We start from the raw sequence: 19,786 nt of genomic DNA, 5'->3' as shown, positions 1-19,786 counted from the left end.
TTCATTAGATCTCAACTTCTGACCTTTGACACAATTTATTTTACAATCCCCTAGCGACTGCTGAAACTCATTAGAAGCGCGATCGACCACCCTGCACGAATGCCTTAAAGCCTTCAATGCAACGTGAATTCAACGAAACCTTTCGCCGCAATTATGAATGCAAGAAAGCAAGCTAAATCTCCCCTCCTCCCTCCTCCCCAAACCGAACCAACCAAACCACCCACTACTATTCCCCAACGTCCCATCTTTGAGTATTCTCATAGTTGCCCTTGAGATAGACATCTATGCTGAACCTGACCGGAAAAAATGCCTTAGTGACTGGGATCGCCAACAACAAATCGATCGCCTGGGGCATTGCCCAACAACTCCACAAAGCCGGGGCAAATCTTGGCATTACCTATCTACCCGACGAAAAGGGCAAGATGGAGAAAAAAGTCGCCGAACTGGTCGAGCCGCTGCAACCTAGCCTGTTTTTGCCGCTCAACGTTCAGGATGATGCTCAGGTGCAGTCTACGTTTGAGACAGTACGCGATCGCTGGGGCAAGCTAGACATTCTGATTCACTGTTTGGCATTTGCCAGCAAAGATGATCTGTCGGGCGACTTTAGCAAAACGTCTCGTGCAGGCTTCAACACGGCTCTGGATATCAGTGCATATTCGCTGATCACGCTGGCTGGAGCGGCAAAACCATTGATGACAGAAGGGGGAAGCATTGTGACGTTGACCTATTTAGGCGGCGTGAAGGTGATTCCGAACTACAACGTCATGGGGATTGCAAAGGCGGCACTAGAGATGAATGTCCGCTATCTCGCTTATGAGTTAGGAGGGCAAAATATTCGCGTCAATGGCATCTCAGCCGGCCCCATTCGCACGTTGGCCTCCTCTGCGGTAGGTGGCATCTTAGATATGATTCACCACGTCGAAGCGGTAGCTCCCCTCAAGCGAACCGTCACTCAAACAGAAGTTGGAAACACAGCCGCGTTTTTGTGTAGCGATCTATCGAGCGGCATTACAGGGCAGGTGATCTATGTCGATGCGGGCTATGAAATCATGGGCATGACCGGAACAAAAGGCGAGTAAACATCCCATTTAGAACCTGGTTGACTGACAAAACTTCTTGCTTGGCAGTTAAAACCGCAGCCATGAGAACAAAATCCACCTTCGCGGATTAACAAAACCTTGAATAGCTTCGGATTTCATTCGCTAGTCAACCACCAACAGATTAGGGCTTCCAAAAGTTTTGTCAGTCAATCAACATCAAAAACTGTATTGGATGCGATCGCTCTAGTAAAAAACTTTCCCTAGAATTCGATGAAACGCTTCTTAGTTAAAGATTCTAGCTGCCCTCCAACCCCTCGCCCGTGAGGAACTTTACATCAGCCGCTTGTCTAAAAGTCCCTCAGAATTGGCAGCTTGGGGGGCAGAAGTACCAAACACCGAAGCGAAAACCCCTCATCAAATCCAGGTTCTAATGAGTGCCGTAATGCGTTTCTAAAAGCGATCGCAGCATATCAACCATCGGGATTCCTTCTTCAACCGCCTTTGCTTTGATCGCTTTGTGCAACGGTTTTGCAATATCCAACGTTAGCCGCTTCATCTTGACGTTTTTATTAGCCTCCTCCTTAACCGTTTCTTGAGGGGTTGGCTCGACTACGATCGGTTCAACGACATCAGTTTTGGTGATCTTTTTGGCGCTGCGAGTCTTCTTTTTGGTGGGTTCTGCGATGGGATCTGAAGGTACGATCGCCGTTTCCAAAACAGGACTTTCTTTAACGCTGATCGAAGTCGGAATCGATGTAGCCTCAGTCTTGGAGCTTTTCGCTTTTTTGTTGACCATGTTTGCTTGTCCTACTGACGCTAGGAATAATTTGTTTTCTGTGAATACAATAACTCACATTTGCAGAAAATCGTAAATACAGAAAACTAGACCGTTGATGAAAGTGAGGTCTTCTGCACCAGAGCAAGCAATTTTTGATGGGGTGAGCGATCGGTATTCCTCTACACCTGTCGCAAAAGTTTAGCCCTTTAAGATCACAAAGTTGCATTCAGACATCTGGATGAAAACAGCGTCGCTTTTAAGGAACTTACCAATGGTTTGTTTTGATTTCAAAAGTCTTGCATCCAAGCTTCTGCTCACCAGTATTGCAAGTATTTTTTGCGTTCCTCTACCGTCACTTGCCGCCGAGCCAATTCGCGTTATTCTTGACCATGACGGCGGATTTGAAGACTACTATTCACTCCTGGTTTTGGCGCTGGCTTCTCAAAAAGATGCGCCCCCCGTCAAACTTTTAGGAGTCACAACCGCTTCTAACGGAGAGTCTTACTGCAAAGATTCTAACGGATATCCAGAGTTAAAAAAAGAACTGTTAGGCAACTTTAGTGCAGACGAAGGCTCGATTTCGGGCATCACTCAAAAAGTTCTCTCCGTCGCGGGCTATAGTGGCGCAAAAATCTATACAGGCTGCGATGAAAGAGTGACAACAATTGCCGTTCCCAATCAAGCCGACGAGTTTGGCAAGCCGCTTCCTGGCTCCAAAAGAACGCGGTTTCGAGTCCAACTTCCGCTATCTGGAAAACCTGGATTAGAACCTTGCTTGCTGCACAAAGAATTTGTTTTTTCTCAACGAGACATTGTTTGTTTTAACGAATTCAATCGACCCTTTCGAGATGAAACTTTGCGGTACGTTTTGCCCAAAGCACAAGACGCACTCAATGAGTTTCAGCTACCCGAATTAAACTTATTTGACCCCAGAAAGAAGGCTTCTACATTCTTGGCAGAGGCAATCTGTGAGTCTTATCAAAAGCAGGAAAAGCTGACGATCGTTGCCGTTGGCCCCGCGACCAACATTGCCAGAGCCTACGCCAAACTAGAGCAAGCCCCCCAAAAATATGGCTGTCCTTTTAACATCAAGCTGACCGATTTGAAATCAGTGATTTCGGTACGCTACATGGGAGGCGCATGGGACGCTAACAAAGCCGACAATTTTGACGCAAATGGCAACTATCGACTCAACGAACCCTTCCCCACCTGGACAGAAGGCAACATCTATTTCCAAGCTGGAGAACACATTTTTGGAATGCACCATCTTCCCTTTCCCGGCACAAACTTTGAAGCCATCCAAACCGGGGAATCTAAAAAAGCATTCAACTCTCTGAACAACGCAGAATTTAACTTTTGGATCGACGCAAAAGCCGTTGAGAAACTTCTAAACTCAGGCATTCCAACTGACATTGTGCCGTTAAATGCGACCAATTTTGCCAGACTGCAAGGGTTTGCCGATCGCATTCAAGATAACCCCGCTCAATGCAAGACGGCTCCCGCTCAGTTCGTCAAAAATGTGCAGTTAGCCAACTCTCCTGCTCCAGGGGTGTTTGTCTTTGATGGGCTATTTCTCTGGGATACGTTAGCAGCAACCAGCGTCTGGAATAACTTTGTAAACTTTGAAGACTTCCGCGATCTCGAAATTACAACTTTGACAAATGGAGATCCCAACACCGTGACGGGACAGATTTCTGCCAAAGAACTTTTTCGTCGAGATATTGGCAGTCTATTTAGACTGGGACGAGTCAACAATCCTGTTAGAGTGGGGCTTACCGTCAATCCGGCTCCCGGCGACCCTGACTTTAAGACAACGATTCAAAACGTAGTGTTTGATCTAGTTTGCCCTTCTTAAAAGGTTAGTTAAATGGGTAGTTTATCTCTAATTGAGGGCGAAAATTAACTACCCACTTTTTCAAATCTAACGTTCTTTTTTGATTGAGCAGCGATCGAACCAGCCTTGATATAACTCAGATTGACTTGCGTCTTCTAACTCGATTTCAACTCGAATGCGTTTGCAGCCGTGCCGCAGTTGGTGAGCGATCGTATCCATCAACCAGGCTGCCGTTTTGGGTGAATCGAATTCTCCACTAACAATATGATTGCTAATTTGATGCGTCTCAGGAATGTAGTCTTGCAAATTGAGATCAGAAATTCCGTCTTCTCCCAAATCGATTTCAGCAAGCTGTCTACGGTCTGGGCTAATCTGTTCGACAATCAATTTTTCACGCCGGACAGGAACCTGAATCATCCGAGTTTCGATTTCTTTACGAACAATTACCTCGCCAACTTTATGTTTCGTGTAGTCAACTTTTAGCCGTTCTTCTAATAGCTGAATTGACTCTTCTTGTACAACCGTTTCTGACAACACTTTTGGACTGTCAACATGCTCAATCACACCCTGCGCCTGTTCAGGAATGGGCTGATTTTCGAGGGTGTCAACTTCAATTTCTTGAGCCTGATTGTCCTGCTCAATGATGATAGCGCCAAATAAGTCTTGGGTCGGTTGATTCGATGATTGCATGGGAAAAGAATACTCCGGAAGACGACGAATATCTGCTTGATTAAGATTGATCGCAACGGTGCGATCGCGTGATTTTACACGACTGACAAATCGACTAGAAAGCAACAAAAATCGCTCTCCTTGGTTGACATCCGGTTGAGCAACAATAATCTTTAGACGCTGCTGATCATCAAGGATCAAATCTCTTACCTCGCCAACAAACCGCCCCTGACGATCGACCAGATTAAAGCCCATAATTCTGCTTTTCAAATGGTCAAGTCTAGCGTTAATCGGCTCAGATTCTCCTGTTTGGGGTGAATGCTCTTTTGTAAAAGTTTCAGAATTCATAAGGTTGAATTTTCGGGTAATTTCACTTCTTTAAAAACACAGGCAGAGCCTCACAGATTAGCCCTGCCCATGTCTCTTAAACGATTAGATCAGCCATTAACTAACCTAGATTCTGCGGTTTGCAGCGTCGCCTTCCACCACGGGGCGGCCTTGAGTATCCACATCCAATTCTTCACGACGGATTTGTTCTTCGGCGGTTACAGTGTCTTGCTCGACTACTTTCTTCACCTTCACTTCTTCCCGCACAAACGCTTCTTTGTGGATGTCTGGCGTTTCCTCATAAACTTCAACTCGCGCCACTTCACCTTCCTGGAAAGCAGTTGCATCAGGGGTGATGGTGCCAGAGGTAGGAGTTGTCCGCTCGATCACAACGCGCTCTTTTTCAACGGGGACAGAGACTCTAGCGGTTTCGGTTTCGACGCGCTTACCGATCGCCACTTCGCCCGTTTTGGCACGAGTCTTGCTGGCTACTAGACGTTCTTGATACAGCTTGAGGCTGGGGTGTTTGGTGTCATCGATCGCATACAGATCTGCGTCGTGGTTGTCATAGCTGTAAGTGTCACGATCGTAGGTCGCAGGAGCCGCACCCATTGATGAGCCAGTGTAGGCAACGCCAGTATCAACTGGGATCGGAGAGTCAAGGGAAGCAGAGGCTTCTAAAGGAGCGCCAAGACCTGTTGTTGCGGTAGCCGCAGTTGGACGGTAAACATTACGAACTTGCTCTTCATGCTCGTAATCGATCTTCAAATCTTCGGTAAATTCAGGCAGAGACTCGACTTGAGCTTTGGTTAGACCATCCGCATAGACGTGGTTATCGCTGTAATCGATGCGGGCACGTCCGATCGGCAGCATGACTTGCTTGCCAAAAATCCAGGCTCCGGTGTTGATGACTAAATAGCGAAAACGCCCTTCCTCATCGACTAAAACATCATTAACTGAGCCAATTTTCTGGTCGCCAGAATAGAGATCCATACCTTTAATATCGTGACCCTCAAAGTGATCGCGATAGTCAGGATCAAAGTCCTTAATTTTATAGAGTGCCATGTTTAGTTTCCTCAAGTTTAGCTTTGGTTTCAACTATCAATGTTAGGGATTGAATTTAGAAAGACCATCTTTCTAATGACCTAATCAACTCTCTCTAATGACTGAACTTTTCTCAAATGTAACTTCCGATTAATTTACGACTAAGGTAATCTTTTGATTAAGAAACATTGAAGGAGGCGTTGAATTCGATAAAATCATTTCTCTTGACTTCTACAACTTTGTATTTCTACAACTATTTATAGATGAAAGCAGACTCTTGGTTAGCAAAGCTTCGAGCACATCGAGCGATCGCGGTTATTCGTGCCCCTACGCTCAACCTGGGTCGAGAAATGGCTAAAGCAGTCGCACTCGGTGGAATGAAGCTAATCGAAATCACCTGGGACAGCGATCGCCCCGCTCAATTAATTCATGAACTCAGGAACGAACTTTCTGACTGTACGATCGGGACGGGCACTGTTTTTACACTCCATCAATTACAGTTAGCGATCGAGGCGGGGGCGGAGTTTGTCTTTACGCCTCATGTCAATCTTCATTTGATTGAGCGAGCGATCGAGCAAGAAATTCCTATGATTCCAGGGGCGCTTACGCCGACTGAGATTGTGATGGCGTGGCAAGCAGGGGCCAGCAGCGTCAAGGTTTTCCCAGTTCAGGCGCTTGGAGGAAGCCGCTATATGCAAAGTTTGCAGGCCCCTTTGGCACACATTCCGCTGATTCCAACAGGTGGGGTAAGTCTGGATAATGCAAAAGAGTTGGTGGCGGCAGGCGCGATCGCTGTGGGACTATCGGGCAATTTGTTTCCCAAGTGGGCAGTCGAGAATCAAGATTGGGACGCGATCGTGCAGCAGTCCAAAAGTTTGATGCAAGGGTTGGAGGATTTTAGAAGAGGGAGGAGGGAGGAGGGAGGAGGGAGGAGGGAGGAGGGATGAGCTGTCCAACGTGGATTCTGTACTTGTCGCGGCGTTGCTGAATCAGGGGGTGTGCCCCAAAGCGGCGGGAAACCCAAGGTTCAAAGTCCCCCAATTTTGGGGGATTTAGGGGGCGAAAAGACTAACGCTTCCCACAGATTCATCCCTCCAATCAGCAACGCCCTTGTCGCTTTTGTTGCAGGTTCGCTTTGCTTCATAAATGGAGGAACTTTGAACCGGAAATTTTCTCTGAAAGTTACTCAGAATTGGCAGAAGATTTGAACATTGAAGCGAAACAACTTCATCGAATTGATATTAAACAAAATTGGGAGTGACTGGAATCTGTACAAGTGGCGGTGTAGTCGAATAGACAAGGGCGAAACAAGTATAAATGTCCGATGCGAAAGTGAAATGGCTCAAGATGCAAATTCTACTTGCAGACTTTCTGAAGCTGACTTTTGCACAGGGTTGCAGCATTACCACCAACATATCCATTATCAATAGAAGAGAGGGGCTAAAAATGAAGTGCCTCAACTACGCTGCTGCTATGCTTTTGGCTACTACTGGCTTGACTTTGACTACCCTAAATGTTGATTTATTACCTGCTTTAAGCAAACCTGTCTCGATCGCGAAACCAAGTCCGGTCGTCACCAAAATTGCAGCCCTCAAAAAGTCTAACCAACGTTGGATTGAGATCGATTTGTCCAGTCAACGGCTCACCGCTTGGCAAGGCAAAAAGCCCGAATATGCAATGATCATTTCGACGGGTAAAGACGCGACCCCAACACCAACGGGTGTGTTTGCAGTCCAAACTAAACTAGAATCGGCTCGAATGCAGGGTGACGACTATGACATTCCGGATGTGCCCTACACCATGTTTTATTCGGGCAACTATGCCATTCATGGCGCTTATTGGCATCGCAGGTTTGGCACGCCTGTCAGTCATGGCTGTGTCAATGTGGCCGTCGATCATGCAGAACGTCTGTTTGATTGGGCTGAAGTCGGTACTCCAGTCATTGTTCGCGAGTAGTTCCTGAAGGTGGGTAGCGATCGACCTGAGTTTTATCGAGTGCATTAAATTGATATGAATTCTATGATGTTAGCGGACGTTTGAAACGTATCAGAAGCTGCTTTGCTTTGTTGCTGTCCCGCCACTAGCGGGTGAATGCGATCAACGGTATTCTTTAAACGTCCTTCTACAATCAGGTTGATGATTTAGGAAACTTGAAGAAAGTTATGCATAAACTGATGAGCTAGAGGCGCAACCAAAGGAGAGAACTGTTTGGCTTCTATGAGCATTCGATCGACGCTCTCATCAATTTGACTTTCTGCAAACTCTTGCTCAAGAACAATTGAACAATCTTGAATTACAGCGTCATCCATTTCTAGATGAAACTGAATCGCCCATAGAAAGTCTTGATAGCGAAAAGCTTGATGGGTATAGATTTCACTTTTCGCTAAATGGGTGCAACTTGGCGGTAAATCAAATGTATCTTGGTGAGACTGAAATACTTTGAAGCGATCGGGAAACTCCCTCAACAAAGGGTCAGTTTTTGCCGCCTCGGTTAATTGCACCTCACACCAACCTGCTTCTCGACCCGCCTTTCCCCGATAAACAGAGCCGCCCAGAACTTTTGCCAAAACTTGCGACCCTAAACAGATGCCCAATGTGGGAATTTTTTGAGCGATCGCGCTTTCCAAAAGCTTAAATTCATCGCGCAAAAATGGATATTCGTCATTTTGATAAGCGCTAATACTGCCGCCCAAAACAACAATATGAGAGTAGTTTTCTAGCGGGTGACTCAACCCCTCACCTTGAGAAATATCTAAATATTGAATCGAAAAATTATTCTCCTGAGCAGCATTTTTTAGCATTCCTAAACTGGTACATTTCTCATGTCGAATGACTAAAATTGCAGTCATTTAGCGTTCCCTCGTTTTGACAGAATTGATGTCTCAAACCGCAACCTTTCTTGAATGCTGCTAGGTTTTAAATCCCGGTTTCTGTATTCCTCGCCACATATCATAACAAGTGGATACGGTACAAATTTTGAATCATTCCGCAAGCCGAATTCACTATGCCATTGAGCCTGATCACCCCAGAGCAGCACGATCGCTTTCGAGAAGATGGCTTTTTGATTGTAGAAAACCTGATTGATCAACAGACCGTCGATCTGTTAATCGATCGCATTGATCTGCTTTTTTCGGGCGAATTTGAGACGGGCATGTATCCCGATGAATGGTACTGGAATCCCGCTCTGGGGTTGCCGACTGCCTCTGGTCAGATGAGTAATGTCTGGAAAAGCGATCGTACGTTTGCCTCAGTCGTCCTCTCGGCCAAAATTGGCGAAATTAGTGCCGCTTTGGGCGGTTGGAATGGCTCCCGGTTGCTCAGTGATAGCCTGTGGCGCAAACCTTACGGAGCCAATGAAACGACGCTGCACCAGGACTCGATGTACTCCTTTTATCACACGCCTCAAGAACTTGTGACTTGTTGGATTGCGTTGAGCCATGCCGTTAAGGGAGCCAGCACGATCGAGTATGTGCGCGGTTCTCATCATTGGCCCAGGTCAGGAGCCGTCGCAGAATTTCACGCCACAAACAAGAGCTATCGATCGGATATGGAGCAGGCCGCCCAGCAAGCAGGCATCAATCATCCCGAAGTTTTGCAATTAGAACTCAAGCCAGGAAGCTGCGCCTTTCATCACGGAAACATGTGGCACGGCTCTAACAAAAACTTAATGCCTGGTGTCGTGCGTCGCAGTTTGGTCATGGCTTACATTCCCGCAGAGTCTCGATTCAAACCCGCCGGGGCCTATGTGCCAGGAGGCTATCTGCCAGGACGATACAAACGATTTGGAGACGACACAATGGATGAGAGTTTTTTCCCGATCGTCTATCACTCCAAGGGCGATCGTTCGGCGTTTTTGGAAGACGCTAAACGTTAGAAGACTTAGACATTAGACCGAAGACTAAACGTTTATTGAGTCAGAGTGAATTCGGTGTGAATCCGATGAAATTCTTCACTTCGCTTACAGATTCAGAGGAGCAAACTAAATCCCCACGACTAAGGGATTTTGGAACTCTTCTCTTGAAGTCCCCCAAATTGGGGGGTTGGGGGGCAGAAGCTCCTAATAACGAAGCGAAAGAATTTTATCAAATCCACGTTTCCCCAAAGTCCAAAGTCCAGTGTCTAATGTCCTACCCCATGCAGCTAACCCAAACGCAAATTAATCAGTTTCGTGAACAGGGATTTCTCATCGTGGAGAAGTTTCTCACCTTCGATCAGGTCGATCGCCTCAACGATCGCCTCGATCCGCTCTTCGCCACTCAGCTAGAAACAGGCATCTACCCCGACGAATGGCACGGTCGGCCCGGATTGAGTCAGCCCAATGCAACTCGCCAAATGTCTGGGTTGTGGCGCTGCGATCGTACCGTTGCCAGCTTTTCACTCTCTGCCCAAATCGCCCGTCTCAACGCAACCCTCGCAGGCTGGTCAGGGGGACGGTTTGCCCTCGATAGCTGCTGGATCAAGCCTCCCAACGCGCCCGAAGTCTCCTTTCACCGCAACAATACGCTCGTTTCTAGCATTGCGCCCTCTGCGATCGTCACCTGCTGGATTGCACTCGACAACGCCACCGCCGCCGCCGGAACGCTAGAATTTGTCCCCGGTTCTCATAAATGGGAGTGTCACGATCGCTTTCGATTTTTGCACGCACCTCAAGCCGACTATCGACAACCCCTCTGGGATGCTGCCCAAGAAGCGAAACAAACTGGGACGATCGTTGCGGCAGAGCTTTCTCCGGGTGGATGTGTGTTTCTTGACGGCAACCTTTGGCACGGATCGGGACGCAACCAGACGGCTGATTTGACTCGCCGCAGTTTCTCAATTAGCACCTTTCCGCTGGATATTTGCTTTCGATCGCCCGGAGTCGGAACGGACTATATTTTTGGTCGCTATCGTCGTATCGGCAGTGCTGAAGTTGATGAGAGTTTTTTCCCGACGCTGTGGACATCAGACGGGTATCGCACACCAATGGTTAACGAGTATTGCGATGATGCGTTAATGAGTGTGAAATGATTCAACAAATGTGATCTTCTGCGGTCAGTAACGATTGCTACGAATTTTAGGTAACGATTCTCGTAGTGTTAAGCAGGTTACTTTGGCACGATCACAACCTACGGATTTTTGGTGGCTTATAGTTTGATCTCGATCGCCGCTCCCGTTTATCTTCATCGAGAACACCAATTGCGCTGGAGTGATGTAGTGTTTGCAATATTGAGTGTAGCTTTCATGGTCTTTCCGGTTCTCAGAAACGTTGACATTTCCGGTAAATCTAGTTTTTTTCCGGTTCCGACGGTTTATTACAATGTGTTTTCTTATTTGTTTTTACTGTATTTAGTGGTGGGCGCAGGTTGGTTTCTCTATATGCGATTTCCTGAGATCATTAACCATATGGGGAGAGACATCAAAGCCTCACACAGCCGTTCTAGCGACCTGAAAAAAGTGTAATTTACGGAGGTGTTGTCATGGTCATGGAAATTACGAAGCCAGAACAAACGATCGACCCAATTGCCGAATTTATCGCCACCCTTAGAGCGCAGAACGTTGAATATGTGCGGTTTGAACTGCCCGATCTACACGGGGTTTCTCGACTCAAGGTGGTGCCGATCGACAAAGTAGAAGGCTACACGCGCAAAGGGCTAAACTTCTACGGCGGTACATTGGCCCTTGATACAGCCTCAATGGTCGTTCCCAAATCGGGACTGCACGAAGAACGCAACTATCGCGATCATTTGCTGGTGCCCGACCTCAAAACGCTGGCTCCCGTTCCCTGGCAACCGCACACGGCAAAGGTGATTTGTGATGCGGTGTGGAGTGCTGATGAGCCGCTAACCGTTGCCCCTCGCTACGTCTTCAAACAGCTATTAGACAAAGCGACTGAGATGGGATTTGATGTGATGATGGGTCACGAATTTGAGTTTTACCTACTACATAGAGAGACTCAAGCGCCGCTGTTTGGCGGGCTACACATCTTCAATCACATTCGCAATCAATATGTCCCCGAACTCAATCAAATGTTGGATTACCTGCGGGCGGCGGGCATTGATGTGATCACCCACAATTGCGAGTATGCGCCTTCTCAATTTGAGATTAATTTTGGGCCGGCGATCGGGCTTCACGGGGCAGACAAGGCCTTTACCTTCAAGAATGCGGTCAAAGAAATCGCGCATCAACTGGGCTATCAGGCCACCTTTATGTCTAAGCCATTTTCCGATCGAGCGGGTTGTTGTTGTCACTTTCACATCAGTTTGCTCGATCGCACCACTCAACAAAACGCCTTGCTCGATCGCACTCAGCCTGATGGATTGTCTCAAACGGCTCGATCGTTCATTCAGGGCATTCTCACCCACGCGCCCGCGATGATGCCGTTGATTGGCCCGACTCCCAACTGTTACCGCCGTCTCAAACCCCACACCTTTGCCCCCTCCAACATTAGCTGGGGAATCGAAGACCGATCGGCGATGGTGCGCGTCAAAGCTACGGGCGATCAAGACACTCACTTTGAAATGCGGGCGGCTTCTGGGTTGAGCAATCCTTATCTGACGGCGGCAGCGACCCTTGCGGCGGGTTTGTTGGGCGTTCAACACGGCTATAAATTGCAGCCCCAGGCGGACGGGCCGAGTGAAGATAATCCCGATTTGCCCAAGTTACCGCCGACCTTAGAAGCTGCGCTAGAGAGTCTGAATGCGGATAGTGGGATGCGATCGCTCTTAGGCGAAGAATTTGTACATCTATTGACAACCGTCAAACAGTTTGAATTAGGGCGTTTTCACAGCCACGTCAGCGATTGGGAGCGACAAGAATATCTGGAAGTCTATTAGTAAATCAAATAACTCCGGCAATTAATTTGCGGCTATCACAACGAAACCCACCTTCGCAGGTTAAAACTTTCAGTTGTAGATTGTTCATTCCTTTCTCCTTAACCAGTCTGGTTGTGAGGTTTACTCGGACTGCCATTGTCCCAAATGCTGATCACAAAGCCTTGTTGTCTGGCGTGCTGTTCGATCGCGCTTTGATCCAATCGGTTAGCAAAGAGCAAGATTCCGCCCTCACAGCCATCACCCCGATTTAACGCCTGAGCGATCGCATCGAATGGTTGCAGATGATAGCCCTGCCACCCAAACGTTGGATAGGTGTCGCAAACCAAGACGAGCGATCGTGCCTCCCCTTTAACAGTGCCAGCCAAAATCAGAAAGTGCCCCACATTCCAATCCGCCGGGGGCGCAGAAATCGGGTTGCCTTTGAGATAAGCGATCGCGTCACTGACCGACAACTGGCTTCCCCACAAATGGCTCGTTCTCAGGTTGCAAAGCGGAATCATTTCCCAATCTGCCTGATGACAAAACTTCAAAACCGCCTCGACCCGTTCAGCAGACCACTCCGCCCGCAGAGGCACCAGACAATAAGCGTTTTGAGAATGCTCTGACACCGCCTCGATCAAACCCTGAGCAGACGTTCCCGCATCTTGCAGACGATCAGTTTCTGGTAAAGCCAACTCATAATCCTGACGAGACAAAGCACCCCTAGGCAGCCAGTTTGACGCATCCCCGATCGGAAGGACTGAACCCGCCGATCGCGCGATCGCTGCGGGAGAAATCGAGAAGCGGCGCGATCGTAGCAACAGAGATGCCCAATAGGGCCCACAAAGATTATCCTGCTGCTGTCCTGCAAGCTGACGTTCGCTCACAGCCTGCGACATTCCAGGAAGTAGCTCGATTGAGAATTCACGATGCTGCATAGGGAACATCAGCTTACTTTTTAATGACTATAGGTTAGGGAAAGGACATTGGACGCTAGACATTCGACATTAGAAGTTAGGTATGAAGCAAAGCAAGTCTTGGGTTTGTGTCTCTTGCCTCCTGTCCTCTGTTTTCTCTCTTAGGTCAAACGTCTTCAGCCTATTTCTCTATCTTTTGGGATGCAAGTGGCGCTTGCAATTGGGGGCAACACTCGCTACGATGGTGCAAGTAATGCTTACATAACCCCACTGTAACGCCCTGCGATCAAAAATCCAGGTCATAGGAATTTCAATGACTCCAAACTCTCCGACTGTTCTTCCTAAGAGCAGAAACACCCTTGCGCCCAGTTGGATTACGATCGCCTTTCTGACTTCAATGCACGCGCTGGCACTCTTGGCTCCCTTGTGCTTCTCCTGGTCTGCCCTGGGGGTTGCTTTATTTCTCCACTGGCTGTTTGGCGGGATTGGTATCTGTCTGGGGTATCACCGATTGTTGAGTCATCGGAGTTTTCAGGTTCCTAAATGGTTAGAGTATACGATCGCCACCCTCGGCGCTTTAGCGATTCAAGGCAGTCCGCTTTCCTGGGTTGGGGGTCACCGCCAGCATCACGCGCACACCGAAGACGTTGACAAAGATCCTTACTCGGCAAAACGTGGCTTTTGGTGGAGTCACATGCTCTGGTTGCTGTACGATCGTCCCGAATTTTTTGATCGAGAAGTCTATTCTAAATATGCGCCTGACCTGGCCAAACAGCCCTATTATCGCTGGCTCGATCGCTACTTTCTGGTGTTGCAGATTCCTTTAATCGTTTTGCTGTATGCGATGGGTGGCTGGTCGTTTGTGCTGTATGGCGTTGTGGTGCGATCGGTTTTGTTGTGGCATTCTACCTGGCTGGTCAATTCGGCGGCTCACGCTTGGGGCTATCGTACCTTTGATGCCGCAGACGGCTCTCGCAATTTGTGGTGGGTTTCGCTGGTCACCTATGGAGAGGGCTGGCACAACAACCATCACGCCTATCCCCATGTTGCCCAAGCAGGCTGGCGCTGGTGGGAAGTCGATACAACCTGGTGGGCAATCCGCGTTTTGAAGATGTTGGGATTGGCCAAGAAAGTTGTAATGGCTCCTGTGCAGGTGAAAAGTGAGTAAGCGTCTTTAAGGGAGCAATTAGCTGCTTTTACGAAAGTAGAACGACTGTGCTGACCCTTGGTATCAAACAGATTCAACGACTTTAGAAGAATAGAATACACTCTCGTTTAGATCTCCGATTTCTTGAAGAAGTTGGGGATTTTCACCTTTAAAGTGATGTCAGTTCGATGAACGCTTCGCTTCGCTTTTAGATCCAGGAACGCCCCCTAAATCCCCCACGAGTGAGGGACTTTGAACCAGAATTCCTCTCTTAAAGTCCCCCAAATTGGGGGGTTGGGGGGCAAAAGCCGTGAACAACGAAGCGGAAAACCTCTCATCGAATTCACCTTTAAAGTGATTCAAATAACGTGTCGATGAAGTTTTCTCGCTTCATTATTGGGGATGAATCGTTGAGGTTGAAAGTTCGGCAGTCTCGCAGAATTGGGGTTTGGGGAGCGAGTTCAGACCGTTATTCAGCAAGGTCAAAGTTCTGGGAAACGTCGATCGCGCCAATAACTTCCCAAATCTGCCCAATTCAGGGACAATCAAAGCGATAATCTGTAGCAACTTTCAGCAATGGACTCACAAATCGCGCAGTTAGTCGTCAACGGTATCTCGATCGGGACAATTATCGCGCTGTCTGCGGTGGGTCTGACGCTAACCTATGGCATTCTTCGGCTGTCTAATTTTGCCCACGGGGACTTTATGACGCTGGGTGCTTACATTACTTTTGTCCTAAACACGGCGGCAGGGGTGAATATCTGGTTGGCAATGGGGATTTCATCGATCGCAACGATCGCTGTCGCCCTCCTGACCGAAAAGATTCTCTGGGCCCCGATGCGAGCCAAAAGAGCCACTTCTACCACACTGATTATTATCTCGATCGGGCTGGCCTTATTCATTCGCAATGGCATTATTTTTATTTGGGGCGGCAGTAACCAAAGGTATGATCTCCCCGTTGCCGAAGCGCTTTCTTTTTTAGGAATTCGCATTCCTTTTTATAATCTTTTAGTGATTGTGTTAGCAGTCATTGCGATCGCGGCCCTGCATTATCTCCTGCAAAACACCAAAATCGGTAAAGCCATGCGAGCCGTTGCCGACGATATCGATCTGGCCAGAGTCACCGGAATTAACGTTGATCGCGTTGTGCTTTGGACGTGGGTCATCGCAGGCGGAATGACGGCCCTGGGAGGCAGTATGTTGGGCTTAGTCGAAGCGGTGCGCCCCAGTATGGGATGGTTTCTAATTTTGCCGCTGTTTGCGTCGGTCATTTTGGGCGGAATTGGTAATCCCTATGGGGCGATCGCGGGTGCCCTGGTCATCGGCATTGCTCAAGAAGTTAGCACCTACTTTTTGCGCCCCGAATACAAACAGGGAGTGGCCCTTTTGATTATGGTGCTGGTATTGTTGGTGCGTCCGCAAGGTTTGTTTAAGGGGACGATGTAGGCGGATCATGAGGTCGCCCTTGAAGAATCTATATTACAAATTCAATTACATCGTCCCGATGAGGAGCCGCTTATCCGTTCAGTTTTTTGGCCAGCAGTTGATTGGTTAGTTTGGGGTCAGCCCGTCCGCCTGTTTGCTTCATGACTTGACCCACAAAGAATCCTAACAGCTTTGTTTTGCCACCGCGATAGGCTTCCAGTTCTTTAGGATTGGCAGCAATGACGGCCTCGATCGCCGCTTCGATCGCTCCCGTATCCGAAATTTGCACCAGTCCTTCTCGTTCGACGATCGCCTTAGGTGAGCCGCCTTTGGTCAGCAGTTCGGGGAGGATGTCTTTGCCGATTTTGTTGCTGATCGTGTTGGCATCAATTAGAGCGGTCAATTCTGCCAGAGCGTCTGGGGTGAGCGGCAGATCTTGAATGCTTTTCTTCTCGGTGTTGAGATAGCCGCTGATGTCGCCCATGATCCAGTTTGCAGCTTGTTTGGGATTGGCCTTGGCGGCAACGGCCGCTTCAAAATAGGCGGCGACATCTCGATCGTCCGTCAACACCCGCGCATCATAAGCCGACAGCCCAAACTCATCTTCATAGCGATGGCGCTTTTGATAAGGCAGTTCAGGCAATTCATTGCGCCACTGGTCTAACTGCTCAGATGTGACTTCGATCGGGCCCAAATCCGGCTCAGGAAAATAGCGGTAATCGCTGGAGCCTTCCTTGATTCGCATACTGATCGTGCGTTGTGATCCTTCTTCCCACAGTCGCGTTTCTTGAAGGATCTTTTCTCCGGTCTCGATCGCGGCAATTTGTCGTTCAATTTCGTATTCGATCGCACGTTGAATGGCATTGAACGAATTCATATTTTTGATTTCGACCTTGGTGCCAAACTCGGCTCGACCAACGGGACGCACTGAAATATTCACATCGCAGCGCAGTGACCCTTCTTGCATGTTGCCATCGCTCACGCCCAAATAGCGCATGATTCGCCGCAGTTCTTGAGCATATTCGGCCGCTTCTTGCCCCGATCGCAGATCCGGTTCTGACACAATTTCAACTAGCGGCACGCCCGCCCGGTTGTAATCGACGAGCGAATAGGTTGACCCAGACAGTCTATCGCTGCCGCCATGCACCAGTTTTCCAGCGTCTTCTTCCATATGCAGTCGAGTCACCCCAATGCGTTTGCGAATGGGCTTGCCCTCTGCGTCAGGCAGTTCGATCTCTAGCCAGCCATGTTCGGCGATCGGCAGGTCAAATTGAGAAATCTGATAATTCTTAGGTAGGTCAGGATAAAAATACTGCTTGCGATCGAACTTACTATAAGGTGCAATCTGACAATTGAGCGCCAGTCCCGCTTTGACCGCATACTCCAACACTTTCTGATTGAGCACAGGCAACACCCCCGGCAGTCCCATACAGATTGGGTCAATGTGAGTATTGGGGTCGGTGGTAAATTTTGCAGAGCTATCGGAGAAAATCTTGGTTTCAGTGCTTAACTGACAATGAGTCTCTAGCCCGATCACCGCTTCATACTGTGTTTTGGTTGGGGCAGCAATGGTCATAGAATCCTTCCCATATCGTGAAAGCCATACACTATTATTGTAACTTCAAGCGTGAGAAGGCTCTTCAACCTCTGACCCTCATACCTCATGCGTCTCCTAACGTTTCTCACAAAATTCTGCTTAAGATAGTCAATAGAACCGACACAGAAGGGTTTAATAGAAAAGTTCCCCACTTCTGACTTCCACGGGAATTGAGGAAGATCCCAATGCTTGTTTGCCCTCAGTGCCAATTCGAAAATCCTCACACTAACAAGTTTTGTCAAGAGTGCGGAAGTTCTTTGACCGAAAAAGCTTGCCCTACCTGCGGGACGATCGTATCCCTGAGCGACCAGCGCTGTCTCAAGTGTGGCACCGTCACCGGAACTCTCTGGTGGGCGATTTTGTCAAACCCGTTGGATCAAACGCGGCAATCAGACTATCTGGATGTCGATCGTCGCTATCAGATTCTTGAACCCTTGCCCGATGCTCCCTCAGCCGTGAAGGTTCTTGATTTGCAGCCGCTACAGCTATCACCTCTAGAGACGCTGATTGCACCAGTGGAGGATATCTCCGAGCCTCAAGCTGTTGATCCCAGTGCAGAAGCGTTGAGGTCGGTGATCATTTCGCCCCAGGTTCAGCTTTATCTAGACGTGCGATCGCAGATCAATCAGACCATTCCTCAAGTCCACGATGCCTGGAAAACGGAGCATCAAGAAGTGCTGCTGGTCGAAGATCGCTCTTCCTTGCCGTCTCTTGCGACTTACCTCAAGTCACAGTCTGCCATTCCGCTTCTGCAAATTTTGCACTGGTTTCACGAGATGCTGGACATCTGGGACGCTCTGGAGCCATACCACGCTCGTCAAAGTCTGCTGGACTTGCAAAATTTACGCCTCGACGAAGACCAGGCACTCTGTCTGCAATGGCTATCTGGGGAGTCAGAACCCGCACCCAACCTGCAAAATTTAGGAGGAGTCTGGCAATTTCTCTTAGAGCAACTTTCTCAAACTCAATCGGCCGCTCTGCATCTGCTGGTTGTAGACTTGCAAGTCGGTAAACTTGAAACAACGGACGTGCGATCGCGACTCGAAACGATTGCCCACGATTTTCAAATCAGTCTTACGCAAACCGAAACTATGCCTGACCCCCAAGAGTTTTCGCCTGATGACACGACCCTGCCGTTGAGTTCCGACGAAGACGGGGACGACGATTTTGCCCAAGCTGTGACCCTGCCTCCCGACGTTGAAGAGGACTCAGATGGGGACGATATGCCTACGATCGTTCTGCCGATGCAGCTATTCAGTCTGGATGATGCCGGACGCACCGACATTGGTCGCCAGCGCGATCACAACGAAGATTGTTTTTGCATCAATACACGGGTGATGAAGGCGCAACTTCCGGGAGGTAAAACCGTTCGGGCGCGAGGGCTATACGTGCTTTGTGACGGAATGGGCGGTCATGCCAGCGGGGAAGTAGCCAGCCAGTTGGCGGTAGACACCCTCAGAGAGTTCTTTCAAGACTTCTGGGAAAATGACGCGACGGGGCTACCCTCTAAATCGGTGATCCAGGAAGCGGTGCAGTTGGCAAATAAGGCGATTTTTGATGTCAACCAGCAGAATGCGCGATCGGGCAGTGGCAGAATGGGCACCACAATGGTGATGATGCTGCTTCACGATACCGAAATTGCGGTTGCTCATGTAGGAGACAGTCGGCTTTACCGCTATACGCGCAAACGACAGTTAGAACAGATCACTCTGGATCACGAAGTTGGACAGCGAGAAATCCAGCGAGGAGTTGAGAAAGAAATTGCCTACGGTCGCCCCGATGCTTACCAGTTGACTCAAGCGCTAGGGCCGCGAGATGAGCATTTCATCAACCCCGATATCCAGTTTTTAGAACTCAATGAAGACACTTTGATCATCCTGGCTTCTGATGGCTTAACGGACAATGATTTGCTGGAGAAACACAAATTGACTCACCTTGATCCCTTTATCAGTTCACAAGCCAGCCTGGAGCAAGGAGTGGGTCAACTTATCGATCTTGCTAATGAGTACAATGGTCACGACAATATCACGGCCGTCGTGATCCGTGCCAAAGTCCGACCCAATTTGGATCATTTGAAGTAAAGCGTTCTGAGTTCTAGTTTTGATCGATCCGTTCTATTAACTCAAACCTAGAACTCAACTTTTTGTCGTAACTTTTTGGAGTATTTGGCGAAAGTAGGCTTACTTTTTTATTCTTCGCACAGAGTTGTTAAAAAAC

Annotated in this window: 17 protein-coding genes; 11 read left to right on the top strand and 6 right to left on the bottom strand. The window is 48.5% G+C overall.

The features are described 5' to 3' along the window. Positions 1-284 precede the first annotated feature (284 nt). Positions 285-1,079 (top strand): enoyl-ACP reductase FabI, encoded by a 795-nt coding sequence (fabI, locus tag ACKFKH_RS28695; RefSeq protein WP_446861781.1) that lies wholly within the window; start codon positions 285-287, stop codon positions 1,077-1,079. A gap of 388 nt (positions 1,080-1,467) precedes the next feature. Here fabI and ACKFKH_RS28690 read toward each other — a convergent pair whose 3' ends face one another. After that, positions 1,468-1,836, bottom strand: a complete 369-nt coding sequence (locus tag ACKFKH_RS28690; protein ID WP_446861780.1) for a hypothetical protein — start codon at positions 1,834-1,836, stop codon at positions 1,468-1,470. A gap of 253 nt (positions 1,837-2,089) precedes the next feature. On the opposite strand from ACKFKH_RS28690, the gene ACKFKH_RS28685 reads away from it, so the two are divergent. Continuing rightward, a complete protein-coding gene (locus tag ACKFKH_RS28685; protein ID WP_446861779.1) occupies positions 2,090-3,673 on the top strand; it encodes a nucleoside hydrolase in 1,584 nt (527 codons plus the stop codon). Between the two features lie 66 nt (positions 3,674-3,739). Here ACKFKH_RS28685 and ACKFKH_RS28680 read toward each other — a convergent pair whose 3' ends face one another. After that, entirely contained in the window at positions 3,740-4,669 is a 930-nt protein-coding gene (locus tag ACKFKH_RS28680) for a YsnF/AvaK domain-containing protein (protein ID WP_446861778.1), read from the bottom strand. A gap of 105 nt (positions 4,670-4,774) precedes the next feature. Next, the gene (locus tag ACKFKH_RS28675; protein WP_446861777.1) at positions 4,775-5,713 is read right to left on the bottom strand and encodes a DUF2382 domain-containing protein; all 939 of its coding nucleotides are present in this window, start codon (positions 5,711-5,713) and stop codon (positions 4,775-4,777) included. 242 nt (positions 5,714-5,955) lie between these two features. Between ACKFKH_RS28675 and ACKFKH_RS28670 the strand changes: the two genes are divergently transcribed. Then, positions 5,956-6,639 carry a bifunctional 4-hydroxy-2-oxoglutarate aldolase/2-dehydro-3-deoxy-phosphogluconate aldolase gene (locus ACKFKH_RS28670; RefSeq protein WP_446861776.1) on the top strand — a complete coding sequence of 228 codons (684 nt, stop codon included), beginning with the start codon at positions 5,956-5,958 and terminating at the stop codon, positions 6,637-6,639. Between the two features lie 499 nt (positions 6,640-7,138). Then, the gene (locus ACKFKH_RS28665; protein WP_446861775.1) at positions 7,139-7,648 is read left to right on the top strand and encodes a L,D-transpeptidase; all 510 of its coding nucleotides are present in this window, start codon (positions 7,139-7,141) and stop codon (positions 7,646-7,648) included. 185 nt (positions 7,649-7,833) lie between these two features. On the opposite strand, the gene ACKFKH_RS28660 is transcribed toward ACKFKH_RS28665, so the two are convergent. Next, the gene (locus ACKFKH_RS28660) at positions 7,834-8,541 is read right to left on the bottom strand and encodes a type 1 glutamine amidotransferase (protein ID WP_446861774.1); all 708 of its coding nucleotides are present in this window, start codon (positions 8,539-8,541) and stop codon (positions 7,834-7,836) included. Between the two features lie 155 nt (positions 8,542-8,696). Here ACKFKH_RS28660 and ACKFKH_RS28655 point away from each other — a divergent pair, with 155 nt between their 5' ends. The 4 genes from ACKFKH_RS28655 (at position 8,697) to ACKFKH_RS28640 (ending at position 12,504) form a co-directional block, all read left to right on the top strand. Continuing rightward, on the top strand, positions 8,697-9,566 hold the full coding sequence (locus ACKFKH_RS28655; RefSeq protein WP_446861773.1) for a phytanoyl-CoA dioxygenase family protein: 870 nt from the start codon (positions 8,697-8,699) through the stop codon (positions 9,564-9,566). Positions 9,567-9,814: 248 nt separating this feature from the next. Continuing rightward, positions 9,815-10,699 carry a phytanoyl-CoA dioxygenase family protein gene (locus ACKFKH_RS28650; RefSeq protein WP_446861772.1) on the top strand — a complete coding sequence of 295 codons (885 nt, stop codon included), beginning with the start codon at positions 9,815-9,817 and terminating at the stop codon, positions 10,697-10,699. A gap of 111 nt (positions 10,700-10,810) precedes the next feature. Next, the gene (locus ACKFKH_RS28645; RefSeq protein ID WP_446861771.1) at positions 10,811-11,131 is read left to right on the top strand and encodes a hypothetical protein; all 321 of its coding nucleotides are present in this window, start codon (positions 10,811-10,813) and stop codon (positions 11,129-11,131) included. Positions 11,132-11,148: 17 nt separating this feature from the next. Then, the gene (locus tag ACKFKH_RS28640; protein WP_446861770.1) at positions 11,149-12,504 is read left to right on the top strand and encodes a glutamine synthetase family protein; all 1,356 of its coding nucleotides are present in this window, start codon (positions 11,149-11,151) and stop codon (positions 12,502-12,504) included. Positions 12,505-12,602: 98 nt separating this feature from the next. Here ACKFKH_RS28640 and ACKFKH_RS28635 read toward each other — a convergent pair whose 3' ends face one another. After that, the gene (locus tag ACKFKH_RS28635) at positions 12,603-13,421 is read right to left on the bottom strand and encodes a DUF6885 family protein (RefSeq protein WP_446861769.1); all 819 of its coding nucleotides are present in this window, start codon (positions 13,419-13,421) and stop codon (positions 12,603-12,605) included. Positions 13,422-13,713: 292 nt separating this feature from the next. Here ACKFKH_RS28635 and ACKFKH_RS28630 point away from each other — a divergent pair, with 292 nt between their 5' ends. Both ACKFKH_RS28630 and ACKFKH_RS28625 read left to right on the top strand, forming a co-directional pair. Beyond that, complete coding sequence (locus ACKFKH_RS28630) at positions 13,714-14,568, top strand: acyl-CoA desaturase (RefSeq protein ID WP_446861768.1); 855 nt, start codon at positions 13,714-13,716, stop codon at positions 14,566-14,568. A 555-nt stretch (positions 14,569-15,123) separates the two neighbouring features. Further along, on the top strand, positions 15,124-15,993 hold the full coding sequence (locus ACKFKH_RS28625) for a branched-chain amino acid ABC transporter permease (protein WP_446861767.1): 870 nt from the start codon (positions 15,124-15,126) through the stop codon (positions 15,991-15,993). A 70-nt stretch (positions 15,994-16,063) separates the two neighbouring features. Here the strand turns inward: ACKFKH_RS28625 and gatB are convergent, their stop codons facing one another. Then, positions 16,064-17,548 carry an Asp-tRNA(Asn)/Glu-tRNA(Gln) amidotransferase subunit GatB gene (gene gatB / locus ACKFKH_RS28620; protein ID WP_446861766.1) on the bottom strand — a complete coding sequence of 495 codons (1,485 nt, stop codon included), beginning with the start codon at positions 17,546-17,548 and terminating at the stop codon, positions 16,064-16,066. A 206-nt stretch (positions 17,549-17,754) separates the two neighbouring features. Between gatB and ACKFKH_RS28615 the strand changes: the two genes are divergently transcribed. Beyond that, positions 17,755-19,650 carry a serine/threonine phosphatase gene (locus tag ACKFKH_RS28615; protein ID WP_446861765.1) on the top strand — a complete coding sequence of 632 codons (1,896 nt, stop codon included), beginning with the start codon at positions 17,755-17,757 and terminating at the stop codon, positions 19,648-19,650. The last annotated feature ends 136 nt before the right edge of the window (positions 19,651-19,786 follow it).

This window comes from Phormidesmis sp. 146-20, assembly GCF_052939475.1.
This window is presented reverse-complemented; position numbering and strand designations above follow the sequence as displayed.

Excerpts from the sequence above, each read along its gene's own strand:
- ACKFKH_RS28665 (WP_446861775.1), top strand. The coding sequence starts at position 7,139 with ATGAAGTGCCTCAACTACGCTGCTGCTATGCTTTTGGCTACTACTGGC.
- fabI (WP_446861781.1), top strand. The coding sequence starts at position 285 with ATGCTGAACCTGACCGGAAAAAATGCCTTAGTGACTGGGATCGCCAAC.
- ACKFKH_RS28630 (WP_446861768.1), top strand. The coding sequence starts at position 13,714 with ATGACTCCAAACTCTCCGACTGTTCTTCCTAAGAGCAGAAACACCCTT.
- ACKFKH_RS28660 (WP_446861774.1), bottom strand. The coding sequence starts at position 8,541 with ATGACTGCAATTTTAGTCATTCGACATGAGAAATGTACCAGTTTAGGA.
- ACKFKH_RS28640 (WP_446861770.1), top strand. The coding sequence starts at position 11,149 with ATGGTCATGGAAATTACGAAGCCAGAACAAACGATCGACCCAATTGCC.
- gatB (WP_446861766.1), bottom strand. The coding sequence starts at position 17,548 with ATGACCATTGCTGCCCCAACCAAAACACAGTATGAAGCGGTGATCGGG.
- ACKFKH_RS28625 (WP_446861767.1), top strand. The coding sequence starts at position 15,124 with ATGGACTCACAAATCGCGCAGTTAGTCGTCAACGGTATCTCGATCGGG.
- ACKFKH_RS28680 (WP_446861778.1), bottom strand. The coding sequence starts at position 4,669 with ATGAATTCTGAAACTTTTACAAAAGAGCATTCACCCCAAACAGGAGAA.
- ACKFKH_RS28655 (WP_446861773.1), top strand. The coding sequence starts at position 8,697 with ATGCCATTGAGCCTGATCACCCCAGAGCAGCACGATCGCTTTCGAGAA.
- ACKFKH_RS28685 (WP_446861779.1), top strand. The coding sequence starts at position 2,090 with ATGGTTTGTTTTGATTTCAAAAGTCTTGCATCCAAGCTTCTGCTCACC.
- ACKFKH_RS28635 (WP_446861769.1), bottom strand. The coding sequence starts at position 13,421 with ATGCAGCATCGTGAATTCTCAATCGAGCTACTTCCTGGAATGTCGCAG.
- ACKFKH_RS28650 (WP_446861772.1), top strand. The coding sequence starts at position 9,815 with ATGTCCTACCCCATGCAGCTAACCCAAACGCAAATTAATCAGTTTCGT.
- ACKFKH_RS28615 (WP_446861765.1), top strand. The coding sequence starts at position 17,755 with ATGCTTGTTTGCCCTCAGTGCCAATTCGAAAATCCTCACACTAACAAG.
- ACKFKH_RS28670 (WP_446861776.1), top strand. The coding sequence starts at position 5,956 with ATGAAAGCAGACTCTTGGTTAGCAAAGCTTCGAGCACATCGAGCGATC.
- ACKFKH_RS28675 (WP_446861777.1), bottom strand. The coding sequence starts at position 5,713 with ATGGCACTCTATAAAATTAAGGACTTTGATCCTGACTATCGCGATCAC.
- ACKFKH_RS28690 (WP_446861780.1), bottom strand. The coding sequence starts at position 1,836 with ATGGTCAACAAAAAAGCGAAAAGCTCCAAGACTGAGGCTACATCGATT.